This window comes from Rahnella sp. NRRL B-41462, from assembly GCF_003263525.1.
Classification (GTDB): domain Bacteria; phylum Pseudomonadota; class Gammaproteobacteria; order Enterobacterales; family Enterobacteriaceae; genus Rahnella; species Rahnella aceris.
The window spans coordinates 1-15724 of the sequence record NZ_JYDF01000083.1; the positions used below are offsets into that span (position 1 = coordinate 1).

Annotated in this window: 12 protein-coding genes; 1 reads left to right on the plus strand and 11 read right to left on the minus strand. The window is 55.7% G+C overall.

What is annotated here, in order from left to right; all coding sequences use genetic code 11:
* On the plus strand, window positions 1–444 hold a 444-nt coding region (locus UC14_RS19030), incomplete at its 5' end, for a transposase (RefSeq protein ID WP_157962130.1).
* A gap of 328 nt (window positions 445–772) precedes the next feature.
* Here the strand turns inward: UC14_RS19030 and UC14_RS19035 are convergent.
* The 11 genes from UC14_RS19035 to traT form a co-directional block, all read right to left on the minus strand.
* Window positions 773–1039, minus strand: coding sequence for a type II toxin-antitoxin system YafQ family toxin (locus tag UC14_RS19035; RefSeq protein WP_112198185.1), 267 nt, complete (start codon window positions 1037–1039; stop codon window positions 773–775).
* Between the two features lie 2 nt (window positions 1040–1041).
* A complete protein-coding gene (locus UC14_RS19040; RefSeq protein WP_167686178.1) occupies window positions 1042–1299 on the minus strand; it encodes a type II toxin-antitoxin system RelB/DinJ family antitoxin in 258 nt (85 codons plus the stop codon).
* Between the two features lie 952 nt (window positions 1300–2251).
* Window positions 2252–3316: a Replication protein gene (locus tag UC14_RS19045; protein ID WP_112198187.1), complete on the minus strand. Its 1065-nt coding sequence runs from the start codon at window positions 3314–3316 to the stop codon at window positions 2252–2254.
* Window positions 3317–3602: 286 nt separating this feature from the next.
* Window positions 3603–3854 (minus strand): replication regulatory protein RepA, encoded by a 252-nt coding sequence (gene repA / locus UC14_RS19055; protein WP_112198188.1) that lies wholly within the window; start codon window positions 3852–3854, stop codon window positions 3603–3605.
* 157 nt (window positions 3855–4011) lie between these two features.
* The gene (locus tag UC14_RS19060; protein ID WP_224266917.1) at window positions 4012–4527 is read right to left on the minus strand and encodes a phospholipase D family protein; all 516 of its coding nucleotides are present in this window, start codon (window positions 4525–4527) and stop codon (window positions 4012–4014) included.
* A 20-nt stretch (window positions 4528–4547) separates the two neighbouring features.
* Window positions 4548–4817, minus strand: a complete 270-nt coding sequence (locus UC14_RS19065) for a hypothetical protein (protein WP_112198190.1) — start codon at window positions 4815–4817, stop codon at window positions 4548–4550.
* Window positions 4818–4877: 60 nt separating this feature from the next.
* Complete coding sequence (locus tag UC14_RS19070) at window positions 4878–5672, minus strand: DsbA family protein (protein ID WP_112198191.1); 795 nt, start codon at window positions 5670–5672, stop codon at window positions 4878–4880.
* 78 nt (window positions 5673–5750) lie between these two features.
* Complete coding sequence (mobF, locus tag UC14_RS19075) at window positions 5751–11546, minus strand: MobF family relaxase (RefSeq protein ID WP_112198192.1); 5796 nt, start codon at window positions 11544–11546, stop codon at window positions 5751–5753.
* Window positions 11543–14203 carry a type IV conjugative transfer system coupling protein TraD gene (gene traD / locus UC14_RS19080; protein WP_112198193.1) on the minus strand — a complete coding sequence of 887 codons (2661 nt, stop codon included), beginning with the start codon at window positions 14201–14203 and terminating at the stop codon, window positions 11543–11545. The genes mobF and traD overlap by 4 nt, the downstream gene beginning before the upstream one ends.
* Window positions 14204–14306: 103 nt before the next feature.
* Complete coding sequence (locus UC14_RS19085) at window positions 14307–14654, minus strand: hypothetical protein (RefSeq protein WP_112198194.1); 348 nt, start codon at window positions 14652–14654, stop codon at window positions 14307–14309.
* A gap of 222 nt (window positions 14655–14876) precedes the next feature.
* On the minus strand, window positions 14877–15611 hold the full coding sequence (traT, locus tag UC14_RS19090; protein WP_112198195.1) for a complement resistance protein TraT: 735 nt from the start codon (window positions 15609–15611) through the stop codon (window positions 14877–14879).
* Between the last annotated feature and the right edge of the window lie 113 nt (window positions 15612–15724).

A 15724-nucleotide genomic window follows, 5' to 3' on the forward strand; every position in this document is an offset into this window, starting at 1 on the left:
CTTGTTGAGCAGATTAAAGGTTTGGAATCCCAGTTGAAACGAAAGTTGGACGAAGATGAGATTGGACAGCGCTTGCTGAGCATTCCCTGCGTCGGAACACTGACAGCGAGTACTATTTCAACTGAGATTGGCGACGTGAAGCAGTACGCCAGCAGCCGTGACTTTGCGGCTTCAACAGGGCTGGTTCCCCGACAGTACAGCACGGGAGGTCGGACGACATTGCTTGGAATTAGTAAACGAGGCAACAAAAAGATCCGAACCTTGCTGGTTCAATGTGCCAGGGTATTCATACAAAAACTGGAACACCAGTCTGGTAAATTGGCCGACTGGGTCAGGGAGTTGTTGTGTCGGAAAAGCAACTTTGTCGTCACCTGTGCTCTGGCAAACAAGCTGGCCAGAATAGCCTGGGCACTTACGGCGCGCCAGCAAACTTACGAAGCATAAAGGCAGAAATACACCAGTTTAAACAATCACTCATCTGGTTTTGCGAATACTGATATTGATGATACTAACGGCCCACCGGCCTGTTGAGGAACCTGTAAAACGGAAAGGCTCATTGAAGCCGTATATTTTCTGGAGGTTCATCAGGCGCGGAACTCATCGAGGCGCGGGAATAAAATCCCATTCAGACGCCGGATAGATTCAAGCAAGCCAATTTATCGTCAAAATCGGTGTTGCAAAAACGGGAGTGACCATAGATTCCGTTTTCCATGCGGACCCCTTTTCTGATGTTTTTGGATTAAATTCAGAATTTCCACTTATAAATTCAAAGTTAAAATAATTCTGAATGACTTCCCACACGATACAGCCTTAGTTCTGAATCTGTACGTTGGTAAATCAAGAGTAAGTCAGGCATTCCATGGCATTCTAGGTAGCCTATATAGCTACCAATCAGCGGATGTTCTCTATATTTTTCAGGTAAAGGCTCACCTTTTTGAAGAAGCGCAATCGTTTCTAAGATGACCTTTTGCGCTTTCTTATTGTTTCCATATCGTTTTGCGTCTTTTTTAAACCGGCTCTGATAAACAATAGTCAGCATTATTACCAGCCAAGATCATGTTTAAGTTCATCAACCGTATCGACGCGCGTTACCTCGATATTATTTTCTAAGTCGCGAATAGCTTGTAAGGTTTCCTGGTTCGGCTGAAGCAGGTCTCTCGGTAGCTCACCGTTCACTGCTAACCGGTTAACCACCATGCGGATCACGGTAGATAGATCTAAGCCAAGCGCTTTTGCGTTAACCATCGCGGCGGCTTTCAAAGCCGGCGATACTCTTGCACGAACAACGGTATCAGTCATATTACCCTCCATATTCAGTCCATTTATTGTAGCTACAATGTAGCCACTAATCAAACTTCGTACTTTTTAGTTTTATGCGCGCAGCGCATAGAAGGCGACAACCTAAGCCAAAAAGGTTCATAGAGGTAAGTGTCGCCGAAGCGCGGCGCAGCCGCCCTAAGTTAATAGGTTTCATCAATTCCCCCCTTCGCCCTGCAAAGCTAAACCCGCTCAAAGTAACGTAGAAGCTTCTGTGCGCGGTCGGAGTGGTCCCGACAAGGCCTATGGCCGCAGTCGGGGCGTATCTCCGCGTGCGAGCGTTAGCGAAGCTACGAGCGTGTACTCAGAACGTTCAGCAAAGCTACTTCCAGCGATACCAATTTAGTAGTTACAACATTCACTTTTAAAGCCACTCTGTTCCGGGCCGTTGGCCCGGGGCGGGGCGGCTTTTCAGGTGGGCGGAGGGGGTGCGTTTGTGCTCGGTGCTGGGGGTTGATGTGGGTGAGATTTGGTGAATGTTGTAACTAATATCAACGGTGGTATGCCCCGGCTTGTCCGGGGAGCTACTTCTTCTTTTGCCCTGGCAAATGATGCCGTTGTTCAGGTGTGGTTGCCCTGAGCATAGCGAAGGGAGCTACTCCAGATGCCGGGCCGTAGGCTGGCTCAGGAGTACTCTTTCTTTAGAAAGCTTGTTTTGTTCAGAAGTAACGTTCGAAATTAATCCTGTCTGAAGAGGGGTTTTCGAAGTTAATGGGATGCCTCGACCGGGAGAATTATCTCTTCGAATTTAAACGATTATTTCTTAATCAGACGTTGGCCAGCGCTGCCGGGTGAGAATGCCCCGACCGTCGCCGGTGCACATTTTGACGGATAACAGACGTGGGGAAGCCTGCCAGGCATCCGCGAACGGAAAAATGCCAGCATAAGGCCCGCGAGAATCGCAGAAAGGGGAAAGGTTTAGAGAGGAATGTGGTTAAGACAGTGGAACGCCGGCGCGCTCCAGGAGCCGCTGATAAAACGTCTCAGCATCCGTGGCCAGCAGCGTCGGGAACTCGGCTTTAAGGGCACTTTCCAGCGACATCTGCGCAACCGTGGTGAGCAGACCACTAGCCGTAAATCGCCGCCACGCGTTCTCATGCTTGGCCGTGCTATTTTTTGGACGCAGCTGCCGCACTTTACGCGCCTGTTCGTCAAGAACGGCGCCAATATCTGCCTCAGTTCGCGCTTTTTCATCGCGCAGCTCCGGGCTGACAACCCAGCGTTTTATCTGTCTCAAACGGTTTTTAAGTGAATGGTGGCGGTCAATACTGATACCCAGACGCGCCATTTTGAGCAGGTGACGCTGATATTTCTGCTGCATTGACTCCGCCAGTCCGCTGGCTACCGCCCACTGGCGATATTTATGCAACCACTCCCGGATGCTTTCAACGGCGATGCCGCGTGAAGTGAAGCATTTGTCGGTGAGAAAAATTCGCATGGGCTTGTTCTGGCCAGAATCGGCGTCGCGGTCACGGTGTATTACCACGTAGTCCAGTTGCTCCATCACCCGCAAGGCATGCAACAACACGTCATAGGCTTTACGACCGTTCTCATAAACGTGCAGCGCATTCATGCGGCGGGCAATCTCTTCCACCGGCAGCATCATTTCGAAAAGATAATCGCTGTCCGGGCTGTAGTCACAATTTGCGGCCAGAACCAAAGACAGAGAAGTCAGCGCCTCACGGCTCTCAGAGCGTGGGGTAATGCGCATAGGTTTAGGAGTAAAGGAGGGGTCAGACGCACGGGAGTACGGCGTGTAACCAGTACGGCGAAGCGCGATCAGATCGGCATTTCGACGCCAGTCATGCTGACGGAAGCAGGCCACCACTTTTGCAGCCATGCCGCGCGGCGTTTTGCCCGTGTAGACCGGCTGGTTGTTGCGGTGCGTCTTCGACTGCCCTTTGCGCAGACGGTTAGCTTCACCCCGGCGCGAAGGACGATAAACACTGGCAGAAACACTGTTTGCTACCGGTGAAAACGGAAACAGTTGTTCAGACACGGCTCCCAACGCTTATGTTGCGCCGGAGGAGTTGACCTTTAAAAGGCATAAATCTATACTCCCTGCATAGAGCAACAACTCTATACAGTTTTAGTGAGCCCCGACTATCTTTCGTTCCCGCCAAGAAATGAGAAGATATTCGGGGTTTTTGCTTTTCTGGGCCTGTAAAATCTTCTACACAGCACCCATTCCCTGCCACCTTGCGGCGTGGCCAACCATAAATTCTCTAACTGATCAGCAATCTAGCACTACCGGTGGTTACATGCAAGAATGTCAACCCACGCCCTTATCTGGTTCGTTCAGCTTCATTCTTTATTAGTCGCTGAAGGACTTCGGCTTGCGTAGCACCTTCATCTTTGCACATTCCCATCAACATCGACTTTATCTCAGGATCCACAAAGACCTTAATTTCTTTTTGGCTTAACCGTTTCCGAGAAATTGAAGCGAGTTGTCGTTCTGTTCCCGACAAAGGTTGGCCTTTTCTGTAAGCACGTTTTGGTTTCGCTGAGGAAGGAGCTACTTTTGTGGATGGTGACATTTTGCCTCCCCAAGGATCTGAATATATCGTTTGGGAAAGCCTACTATAGATTCATTAAATCAGCAGCATAAAAAGCATTTTCACTCCCGTTGGCGCGGGATAAGACGAAAATGCGAAAGAGGTAACATTCGCCATTCAGAACGCCGGAGGCTCTCTGTCAGTACGATGACACCCAGTCTTTCCCTAACGCCCAGCGCGACTGCCAGTGGGTCAGGTAGGTTTGTGCCAGGTCAGGCACATCGTGCAGTACCAGAGCGTTCTCTGAATTCGACCGCGCGGCAGACAGGGTATAGTTATATGATCCGGTTTCGACCGTCTGGCCATCAACGATAATCACCTTGTCATGCATGATTTTAAACTGACTGACGGTGCGCACCGGGATCCCCGCATTCACCAATAAATTCATCGCGGCCACACTGGCTTTCCCGCGATTGCCGCCTTCATCCAGTACCACCTGGACGTCGACGCCCCGTTTCTTTGCTTCGACCAGGGCCCCGGCAATGTCGGGCGAGGTAAACGAGTACCCCATCAGGCGAATGCTTTGCCGGGCATCATTCACCGTTTGCAGTACCAGCTGCTGCGCGCTGCCTTCCGGTGAGAATCCCACCTGTACCGACGGGGCCGCGCTGGCGGTGCAAACGCCCATATTCAATAACATGGCCAGTAAGGCCATCCGCAATCTGTTGTTCTTCATCAGTCTATTTCCTCACGGTAGGGCAATGCATATATCCCTGATGACACGCTGGCGGTCAGCAGGCAAAAGGAACCTTCGCCATAAGACGCGTCCCAGGTCAGGTTTTCCGGCACGCACTTGGTCAGACAGGTAATGGCCACCTTCAGTGCCTCATGGTGCAATCCCGGATGCGTTCTGAAACACACCCGCTGATGCTCGATATCATCATCGCTGAACACAAAGCCATGCAGGTCAAAAAAGTGGATCGACAGTGCTTTTTCACCCTTCATCGTTTTTCTCCTGACACCGCGCAAAGCCACCTCATACCTGGTGGCCTGCACGACTTAACCTTATTTCATCGCATTATCGATGGCCTGCTGCATCACCTGAGCGGACACGACGCCCGGAATGACGGTCGTGTTGTCAGCGGTCGCGTTCTCTGCCGGCATCACGATGATCCCCGGCGTCCCGGTTAATCCCAATAGCTCTGCCAGCGCACTGTTACCCGCGATCAGGGCATCTGCCGCTGTGCGGTTCGCGACGTCTTCTTCTCCTGCGCCCGCTGCCGTGGCCACTTTTTCAATATCGTCTGACGTCAGTTTTCCTTCGTTATGGCCGGTGCCGTAAATCCCGTTGTGGTACGCCATATAGGCATCAGCCCCCTTCTGTTTCCAGATTGCCAGACCCCGGCGTGACGCCTGCGTAGACTCGGGGTAATGCCCGGCAAAAATCGTCCAGTCGCGAAAAGCAAACCGCACATCCGGGTTGCTGGCCATGACCTGCTCCATTACCGGGGCCATCATGCTGCAGGCGATACATTCGTAATCAAAAAACTCCGTCACAATCACTTTCGAATTTTGCGGACCTTTCACCGGTACGCCGTCAAGTTGCATCAGTAGCCGGTGCCCCTTCAGAGCAGACTCCGCCATCAGCTGTGCCTTGATGGCTGCCTGCTGTGCCTGCAGCTTTTTGCTCACCTCGATGAGCACCTGCGGATGGGCCACCAGGTAGTCGGCGGCAATCTCGCCGATACGGGTTTGCTGTGCCGGTGTGAAATCTACCGGTTCTGCGAAGGCTGTGTGGATGGAGGCGAAGGTAAAACTCAGGGCGAGCGAAAGCGCCGCCGACTTAAAACGGTTTGTCATGATGATGTCTCTGAAGAGGAATACCGGAGTTGCCGGTAAAGAAATAGGTGCCCGTTGACGGTATGTAAACGGTGCGGATTAACGTTCTTTCTGAATATTTCGAACAGTTTCGTGGGTAATTTCTTCCCGCTCCGGTTCCCGACCGCGGCTTTCGGGCGGTAACGTTAGTTGCCCCTGTTTTTCCAGTTCACGCGCTGCGCTGGCCAGCGCCCGCTCTGACAGGTCATTTTGTGGGTTTTTAGCGGTGCCGTGCGTTTTATCCTGCTCGGCCTGCACGTAGCGGAGTGTTTCTGCTGACACCATGCTTCCCTGTGCGTTTTCAGCCGGCAATACTGCACTGGCAAACTGACCCGCCCCGGCAAGGGTGGCCAGCACGGCCCGAATGGCACCGTTGTTGTCCTGCAGGGCTTCATTTTGGGCAAGCAGGCCAGACGCCTGACGGATAAGCGCGGCGTAGTCCGGCAGTTTCTCACCCGGTAGCACCGGTATTTCCTGCTGCATGTTTTGAACTACACGCTCAACCAATTGTGCTGACAAAGCTGGCACATCCTGCCCTTTAGTCTCTGGAAGCTGAATTTCAGACAGGGGATGTCGCGTCTCTTCAATAGCCCGGAGTGCCTGGCGAAGCAGGGCAGACTCATCCGCCGGCCTTTCTTCTGCCGGCAGATGCCGCAGGATCTCCTGCAGCTCAGACTGGACCAGCCTGAGCAACGTGGCATCCGGCCTGACAGTCCGGTCAGTCACCCCGCCCGCCACTTTCAGCAGCTGCGCGGACGGCATCTGCCGGCCGGTGAGCAGCAATACGCCTGCCGCTGGGTTGCCTCGCGCCGCCGTCAGTGCCTGCGTCATATCGCTGACCACAATCGTGTCACCGTTGCGGCTTTTTTGCACCACCGCCGCCTGGGCGCCCTCGGTCGTCAGCTGGCGTACCGGCCCGGTCTGTATCTGGCCGGTGTCTGACTGAAGGGGAAACATCGTCAGACCCGCCGTTTTGCCATTGCCATCAAAGACGGGCAAGGCCAGGTGCGGCATCGGATATTTCCTGGTCGGCGGAATAATCCGCGCCGTCACGGGGTTATCTTTTAAGCCCTGTTCCCGCAGGTAGGTTCGCCCGATTGCCGTTTTGCCCACCGGCTGCCCCATCGCCCAGATGCTCCGGGCCTGTGCCCGCTCTGATTCCGGCTTCAGGGCGTCATGCGCGGTCTGCGGACCGTTATCCTTTTGCCGCAGCGTAGCCATCCAGTCCCGCAAGCCGTCCGTGTAAATCTGTACATGTTCGCGGGCACGGGAGGCGTTAATGTAAAAGGCCCGCATGCCGCTCATTCGCTTACGTGCACCTTCCGTCCCCTCCAGCGCTATCACATAGTCCGTACTGGCCCCCTGTGCGCCGTAGCCGGTCACCGCCCAGGCATAATCGATGTGCTGGTCTGCCAGCGTCATGCCCGGTGTAATGACCTTTTCGCCGCCGGCGTTTTTAAGCACCACCTCGCCGTTGTCCCGCAGCTTTTCTACCCGATATTGTTCATGGGCATCATGGCCAGCCTGCTTCTGCGTTTTGCTCATGCGCACGCTGTCACCTTCCCGTAGCTCAATCTCACGCCGTTCAAACACCTCAATTTCGGTGGCATTTAACTCTTTCGGGGAGTAATAGTGCATGCGGTCATTTTCATCGCGCAAAAAGACGCGCTCTGTTCCCAAATCGACGCCGGTCACGCTCAGATATCGCTCGTTGGTAAGCACCACCTGCCCCGCCTTCCAGTCATTAATGCGGTTAAAATCATGACGACCACCGGTAATGCGATCCAGTATAGGGACGGTCACCGCCTTCTCCCCCAACGACCCTTCTTTTAACATGGCCTGGTGAATGTATTTATTGATCTTCTGCCGGTCCTCATGCAGCTGCACCACAATCATGGTGCGCTCACGGGCATCCGGTGTCCGGCTCATGTAGTCCACCGTAATACGTGTCCACGGTGATTCGGTTTCGACCACCGAGTAGCCAGGGGCTTCCCAGGACCTCAGCCGGGGCACCGTCTTCGGCGACACTCTCTCCATTTTCTCGAGGGCAGCACCGGCTTTGTTCTCAATGACGCTGTAAACGGCAGACTTCAGGTCATGATTACGCTGGCGAACGATTTCGTTCATCACGGCCACGTCGATGGTACTGCGCTCCTGCATCAGCGTGAACGGTGCCCCGCTTTCCGGCGACTGCAGCTGACCGGTATCGCCCACCGGCACGGCACGCCCTTCCCCGCGCGATATCGCCTGATAGGCGGCAGCGGTGTCCTGATTCCCCAACATCGAGGACTCATCAATCAGAAAAAGCGTCCTGGCATAACGCACGTCTTCACCCGCCGCCGTGCGCTGTTGCCAGTCCACCACGAAGGATTTAAGGGTCTGCGCCTCGATGCCAACATCACGCATTTCCTTTACCGCGCGGTGCGTTGGTGCCAGACCAATCACAAGCGGCCGTTCACTTTCCGGCAGGGTTTCAATCGCGGCTTTCACCGCCTGAAACTGGGTGGTTTTCCCGACGCCGGCATAGCCCTGTACGGCGGTAAAGCGATCGGGACTTTGCAGGATAAGCGTCGTGGCGGCCTTCTGCCCGGCGGTCAGCCCATTGAGCAAGACCGGGTCAATCGTGGCCATCAGCGGTGTCTGGGTGTTTTTACCCGTATCAATTTCCCGGATGATGGCCTTTTCCATCTCCCAGGTCGCCCGCCCCACAAATCCCCCTCCGCCGCCGACTTTCACCGGGATGAGGTCCCCCTCTTTAACCTGCCGGGCCACTTCGCCCTGTAACGCCCCCAGATTATTGAAGAACGTGCCCGCCTGCTCCAGCAGCTTCACCTCTGAGAAAGCGACCTCCTTCATCTGGGCAATCGCCCGCGACACGGCTTTTTGCGCATCCGTGAGTAATCCCGCGTTTAACGCGGCCAGCGCTTCCCCGGCGTCTTCCTTGCCACTGGCCTGGCGGACTAACGCCAGCGGTGAACGGGTGGTGCGCATCCGGCCGAGTTTCTCCTCCGCCTTGTTTTGTGCTTCCCCGGTAAAGATTTCCGCCTCATGGCCCGACTGGGCCAGGGCGTTCATGATGTTGCCGGACAGGTCACGCGCGTTGAGGCTGGCCAGCACGATACCGTGCTCATTGTCCCGGCTCCCCGGTGCGCTGACGTAGCCATGCGTCAGATACAGCGGCCGGTCGGTCGCAACCTGCAGCGGCTTTTTCTGTCCATCGCGCTGCACCGTTAATTTTCCCTCACTGACGGCAGTGACCGTCAGCCGGTCGCGGGCTTTCAGCCCATTGGCTTTATCAGCGGCCAGGGCAAACAGCTGTTCTCCCTGCGCAACGTGCAGCTGTTCACGGGTAAACAGCCGCCAGTCGCCGGTCAAGTCGCTCAGTTTTACGCGGCTCAGAACGCCGTCGCTGTCGATAAGTGACAACATGCGCGTCTCCTCATGCACCCGGTCAAGGGTGTAGTGGCGGGTCTCATTTTTGTCTGACCGGTCTTCCAGCACCATCCCCGCCCGGTACGTGGCCGGGAGCAGCCGCTCCTTCACGCTGGCATAGACCGGCGTGCGGGCTTCGACGGTCACGCCGTCCCGTTCAAGCTTGCCGGCGTTTTGCAAGGCGTCACGGATAATGCCGGTCAGGTGCTGCTGCTCGCGGGCGCCGGTGACCACTGCGGTGACGGGGGTGTCCGGTGAACTCAGATCAGCATAGCGTTCGGCCAGTGCCCGGTAACGGTCGCGCTTATCGCCGATACTGATCACCCGCGCTTCCAGCCCCGCAACGGGTTCAGTCAGGCCGTGACGGGGCACGCCAGCGGATGTCAACACCGACAGGGCGTTGGCGTTGGACTGCCGCCCGGCGCTGTCCAGGAAAATAAGCTGGGCGCTTTTCTCCTTCGCTTCGCCGCTCAGGACCAGCATCTCCTTGAGTCCGAGGCGCTCCGCACTTTCCACGATGAGTGTGCTGTGCTGTGAGAGACTGAACCCCTTATCCAAAATGCGGCTGCGATAGAGGATGTCGTCTTTGAGAAGCGGAGATTTGCCGAAGCTCAGGCCGCGTTCGGCGGAACTGGCCAATATTTTCACTTCGCGGCCATGTTCACGTGACATTGTCACCAGTTCTTCCGTCACCTCGCGCAAACGGCCAATCGACGCCGGTGCGTTCAGGATGGCCACCGGCGCAAACTCCACCGCTTTAAGCCGTTCAGGCGTGTCGATGTCGGTTTGCCGGAAACTGACCACTTTCCCTTCCTTCACGATATCGCCCGCCAGGGCCTGCACCGACAGTTCATCCAGCAGATGAATATGCGAGGTAAATACCCCTTTGTCCCCGTCCAGCGGGGCCAGCAGGTTTTCTCCGATGGCCCGGTCGATCGCCTTGCGGAGATTAGGAATGGACTGTTGCCCTTCCCCCGCCTCATGCGCCGTCATCAGCAGGTCACCGTAGGTAAAGCGGGTGCGGGTGTCACTGAGCACCGAAATCGCAGTACGCACCGCCTGCATGACGCTTGGCGGCATCGGGCGTTCTTCCGCCTGTTCAGGCGTCACGGCCCACGTTTGCGCGGCATCCATCACGTCTTGTATGTTGAAATTCAAATCGGCCATCTGCTGATCCCACCGGGCCTGCAGGCGGTTGCGCCCGGCCTGCGTCTCTGGTTTGGCGATGGGTGGTTCCGCCGGTGCGTCCTTTGCACCCGTACTTTTTTCCGGCGATACCTGTCCGGGTTCGGGCTGACTGACGGCCTCAGCGGTCGTGTGGACAGAGGCATTCCCCTCTCCGCCCACCTCAATTGCAGGTTCTGACGGGAAATCCACGCGTTCACGGGACAGTGATGACTCGGTGACGGCTTCAGCCGGACTGGCCATCTCATCAGGCGTGCGGGCAGAGGCTATACCCGATTTCCCCACCTCGTGTGACGGTTCTGACGGTAAATCCACGCGCGCAGGGGACGATGATGGCACGCTGGCAGTGTCAGCCGGCGTCAGTGACGGAGCAGCGGGCGGGCGTGTGCCCTGCGCATCGGCTTCATCGAGTCCGTAACGGCTGATATCGACCTTTTTCTGCCGGGTGTCTAACGCCGCGACGTCGCGGCTTTTCAGAGACGCCTCTTCCCCGACCTGGGCGGCGATTTCACGGTGGCGGGACGAAAACTCCTCCAGCACAGCCTCCGGAAACCCTTTGATTTCCCAAAGTTCATGCTTGCCGCCGGTGAGTTCTGTCTCGTAACCCATCGCCTCGGTTTTCGCCTTCAGGCTGTTGCGGTAGATTTTGCCGAAGCTGACCTGATGGCGGTACATCGTCTCAATAAACCCGGCACCGTAAATGGCATCGGTGGCCAGCGCCTTCCACTTCCCGTCCAGCTCGGTCACGTTGGCAACTACCGCATGGGTATGAATGGCCGGATCGAGATTGCGTGACGTATCGTGGGTAAAGAGCGCCGCCACCATCTTGCCGGTGGGGACGATCGAGGTGATGCCTTCCTTCGTGTCACGGGCGGAAATCGTCTGCTCCATGATGGCCAGCGTTTCTTTGACCGACTCAATATGGGCCTGCAGCAGGCGCTTATCGCCGCCGGCCAGGATAAGCATTGAGACACTTTTCGGTGCAGAAAAGGTGAAGTCGTGTCCGGGCCGGTGTACATGATTCCCTGACACCTCCTTTCCCAGCTCCACGCCATTCGGTAACCGCCCGTGCAGGATATTCGTGAACGCCTCAAGGTCCACGTTCCCTTCCAGCCCCAGCTCACGGGCACCTTCCCCCAGCCACTGGCTTTGCAGATCATCGAGAAAATAGTAGTTATCTTTGCTGCTGTAATAGCCCGCCGCGTCTGCAGCAGACGCAACGGAGGCAACGGTCATCATCGTTCAAAACCTCCGGGTTCGTGGTGTTCATCCATATGCTGGTACGCGTCATAATCATCGTGGTGTCGCAGAATGTTCTGTTCCTCCTCGGCCATCGCGCGGTTTGCCGCGCCGTACTCCGTCGCCTGGGCTTCATCCAGGCTTTCCGGTGACTCCTTCCGGGCGCCCAACGTGCGCAAAACAAGCTCGCCTTTTTCATCCACTTCCACGTCCATCTGCAGATCCGGTGCTTCCCCCTGCGCCTCTGTTGCCGCCTGGTCTTCGGTGCCGTCAGCGGTCGGCGCGGGTTTGCGCCTTTTTTGCGCGAGCATCTCCAGTGCGCTGAGTCTGGCGGAAGGCACGACCTGCTTAACCGCTACCGCAGGGGCTTTGGCCACAGCCGGGCTAACAGGTGGCACGGCGGCCGAATCCGCAGTGACGGCACGCGGGAGCGCGGGATCCGACACTTCAGATTTGACCGGTGCGGGCGTAATCGGATGTTTGTCCGCCGTTCTGGATACGGCATCCCTCTCTCCGGGGTTTCCCGCCGCTTCCGGCCTCCTCATTCGCGGCATAAAGGGACGCACGTTGCTGGAAGGTTCCGGGAAGACGGCAGTGCCGGGCTGGACAGGGTCTTCAGCCACCGGCGGTGTTGCCGGTGTTTTCAGTGTTTCAACGGTGAGCGGCGTCGGCGAAACCGTGACGGGCACGCTTTCCCGGACGGGGCTTTGTGACGAAATGCTGTCTTTCGGGGGCGGCGTCTGGGGTTGAGGGGATTGAGGGGATTGAGTGACAATCTCCGGTTCTGCAGTCGCTGACTGCCCTTCCAGAATTTCGTCGCCGGTCGGGAAGACAATGCCCGCCCTGCGCGTCGCCTGTTCGTTCTTGCTGATGACCTGTTCCAGCTGGGGACTGAGCACGTCCTTAAAATCGCGCTCAATCAGCGCCTTGTGATACTTCTTCTGCGGACGGTACTTCAGATCCAGTTTCACGACCGGGTATTCCCCCGGCAGGCGGGCATAGAAACGCAGGTTTGGCATCGACATGATCTGGTCATAATCGACCACCGGCTCATTGACCTTGTCACGGCTGATGGAAATCCCGTCACGGATTTGGTCAAGACCGTAGCTGTTCTGCTCCCGCGCCTCACGGCGGCGCTGATGCCCCAGCTCTTCCTCTACGATTTTCGCCACTTCGGCGCTTGGCGAACGGCCATAGAAACGGGTGTTCAGCAGGTCAAAAATAGACTTGGCCACCTCACGTCCGTACACGTTGATAAGCTGTGGCATGTTCTGAATGCCAATAACAAAACAACCGCCAAATTTGCGCCCTTCAGCCAATGTCTCGGCAAACTCGGGGATTTTTTGCAGGCTGGTCTTTTCATCGACGACAAACCACACCCTTCGGTCGGGATCTTCCCCCATGCTTTGCAGATAAATCGTGGCCATCGACAGCCACATGGATATCAGCGGACGAACCGACTTGCGATGACGGGCCGTTGTTGAAATAAACAGCCAGCTTTTGTCGTATTGCGCGTCGGTCATCCACTCCCGGATGCTGAATTCGGGTTTACCTTCCTGATCAAGTCCCTGAAGATAACGCAAGGCTTTGGCGTAGTTGGTCACCACCGAGCGGATCGAGATGGCCGTTTTCTCAATTTTTTCCTCTACCAGGTTGGCGGAGGGCGTGTTTTTGAGGAATTCGCGCAGGCTTTTCAGATCGATGGACAACAGGGCTGTCAGGAATTTCTCAATGCTGCGATCGCTATGTGAGGCAAACTGCATCGCCGTATCGCTGAAAATGGTGCGTGAAGAGGACACCCAGAACGGGTCGGACTCCCCCTCCACCGGAATAAGCGAGGCCGTCAGGTTCTCGTAGTCCACGACCTCCCGCGCTTCCCGCCACAACACCCAATTTTCGCAACGCTTATCGTGCGGGTTGAGAATTTTGTCGATACGTTCGTCAAAATGCGTTTCAATAAAAGTGCCGCCGGAGTCGTAGACAATCGCCCGGTCCCCCCGTTTACGAATAAAGTCGAGCAACCAGCGGATAAGCGTGGATTTACCGACTGCAATAGTGCCGTGTATCAGGTAGTTCATGATCTCGGCGTTCTTCACCATATGCAGGCCGCCGATCTGCAGGTCTGATTTCTGACCGGCCTTTTTCAACTGACGGTTTACGCTGTCCACGTCATCCGTCAGCGTCATGCCGGATATATAGGTATCTTCACTCTCCTTCTTGCCAATGCGGCCCACATACCAGGCAATCACGCTGAACAACAGCAAACACACCGTGCCGCAGCCTGCGGCACTCAGTTTTAAGTTGTTCACCAGCTGGCCGCCCATCGACTGCATCCAGGGGTCAGCCAGCAGCTGTCCCAGCGTCAGTTTGGTGGTGCACAACTGTATGCCGCTATTGCAGTGCCAGCTGATATCCCAGGTCGCCGGGCTTTTCGGGTTCATCAGCGGCACAAAACTGGAAAACAGCCTGCCGGTCCAGTACCAGAAACCGTTATTCAGCACATCGGCGGAGGTGACCGCCCAAAATACGCCGCCGGTGGATAACAAAAACAACAGGAACAGCCAGTTAAATATCCACTGGTTGACCTGGGCGAACATACGCAGCCGGTAGGCCGTCATCTGGCCCCCCTGCGTGAGGTATTTCGGTGTAAAACTCATGGTTCAGCTCCGGCGAACGCGCAGGATTAAACCGCCCTGATGGGCAGTTCGGGATGGTTAATGAAAAAACGGGGATGAAAGGGACGAAAAAGCAGTAAAGAAATTAATGGAATGACGATGTTTTGCGGCGTGCATGAGTTTGACTGAACTGTGCCTGGATCAGTGCACCGGCCGTTCTGAACAGGAAAGCCACCGCGTTTATCATGGCAACCGTGACAGACGACAAAAATGCACCCACCGCCAACACCAACATCATCAGCAGTACGACCGGCAAAGCATCAGGCAGCATATCGCTGCGGGTCTGACGTAAGGCCAGCGAGAAGGCGTAAAAATTACTGTCGTGCATGATGAACTGCAACAGGGCGACGCCGTGATACCAGAGAACAAACGCGCTCCAGATAAAAAACAGGGTAAACCAGGTCATCAGGCCACGGGCACTTTTGTATAGCATGAGCAATTCCTTCAGTTGGGCGTTTAACGGCAACGCTCGCCACAGTCCGGACGCGGGGATTTGCGTCTGGACGAGGAAGCGGAATATCACAGGTGGAAAAACAGGCACGGTCACTGGGAGTTAACAGGCAGAGCGCTGAATTATGACGTCATACGAGTGGGTGAACATGGCACACGGGCGTGTGCCATCAGGACAATAAACAACAGAGATAAAACGTTCAGGTCAGTTCATGATCCCGGCGACGGATTTCGCCAGCTGGGCTTCCAGAACCGGTTTGGCCTCTTCGAACTTGAGGTTCACCTTGTTGGCATTAGAGACAACGCGCGTCTGGTATTTCATGCGATTGCCTTCTTCACTGCTGGTCTGCACCTTCACACCCGAGTTACCCTGGCGTAACGCGGCGACGTTATCTGTTGTTACGGTCGCTTTGCTACGTTCCGAAATCTGCAGATCGGTCACCATTGTGTAGTTGGTGTCTTCCACCATCGCGTCTGCCGCCATACCGGCAAGACCTGCGGCCAATCCTACCCCCAGAATTGCCCCACCGGATGTGCTGTTATATGCGGTGATCCCAGCGCCCAGTGCAGCACCTGCAGCAGCACCTTCATAGCCCGTTGAGAGCAGCCCCTGCGCCTGACGCAGGTCCATTTTCTCGGCCTTCAGGACGTTGGCCTGGATCCAGTAATATGCAGAGTCCGGTGACGACGTGACGTTATAGCCTTTAGCACGCAAATCCTGTGCTAATAGCGTTTGCAGGTCGCTCATGTCTTTGTCAGAGGTGTTTCGGATCTGGATATAGACCGTTTTTTCGCTGGATGGCTCCAGCCACACGGTCTGACTCATCTGTGTTTTCACATCGAGGTTACGTTTTTTGATGGCAGTGCCCATCGCGCTACAACCGGAAAGTACCAGACATGAGACGACCACAGCCGCCACAAGAGAATTGCGGTTTTTCATTTACTGTTTCCTTGTCAAAAAATGGGGCAGGCGCGCCCCGAAATATTGGCTATTTAGATATAAATCTGGAGGGTGAAACCCTTCCGTTAGAATGACAGAAGGGTTATCGGCAG

Excerpts from the sequence above, each read along its gene's own strand:
- UC14_RS19035 (WP_112198185.1), bottom strand. The coding sequence starts at position 1,039 with ATGCTGACTATTGTTTATCAGAGCCGGTTTAAAAAAGACGCAAAACGA.
- UC14_RS19040 (WP_167686178.1), bottom strand. The coding sequence starts at position 1,299 with ATGACTGATACCGTTGTTCGTGCAAGAGTATCGCCGGCTTTGAAAGCC.
- repA (WP_112198188.1), bottom strand. The coding sequence starts at position 3,854 with ATGTCACCATCCACAAAAGTAGCTCCTTCCTCAGCGAAACCAAAACGT.
- UC14_RS19060 (WP_224266917.1), bottom strand. The coding sequence starts at position 4,527 with ATGGCCTTACTGGCCATGTTATTGAATATGGGCGTTTGCACCGCCAGC.
- UC14_RS19065 (WP_112198190.1), bottom strand. The coding sequence starts at position 4,817 with ATGAAGGGTGAAAAAGCACTGTCGATCCACTTTTTTGACCTGCATGGC.
- UC14_RS19070 (WP_112198191.1), bottom strand. The coding sequence starts at position 5,672 with ATGACAAACCGTTTTAAGTCGGCGGCGCTTTCGCTCGCCCTGAGTTTT.
- mobF (WP_112198192.1), bottom strand. The coding sequence starts at position 11,546 with ATGATGACCGTTGCCTCCGTTGCGTCTGCTGCAGACGCGGCGGGCTAT.
- traD (WP_112198193.1), bottom strand. The coding sequence starts at position 14,203 with ATGAGTTTTACACCGAAATACCTCACGCAGGGGGGCCAGATGACGGCC.
- UC14_RS19085 (WP_112198194.1), bottom strand. The coding sequence starts at position 14,654 with ATGCTATACAAAAGTGCCCGTGGCCTGATGACCTGGTTTACCCTGTTT.
- traT (WP_112198195.1), bottom strand. The coding sequence starts at position 15,611 with ATGAAAAACCGCAATTCTCTTGTGGCGGCTGTGGTCGTCTCATGTCTG.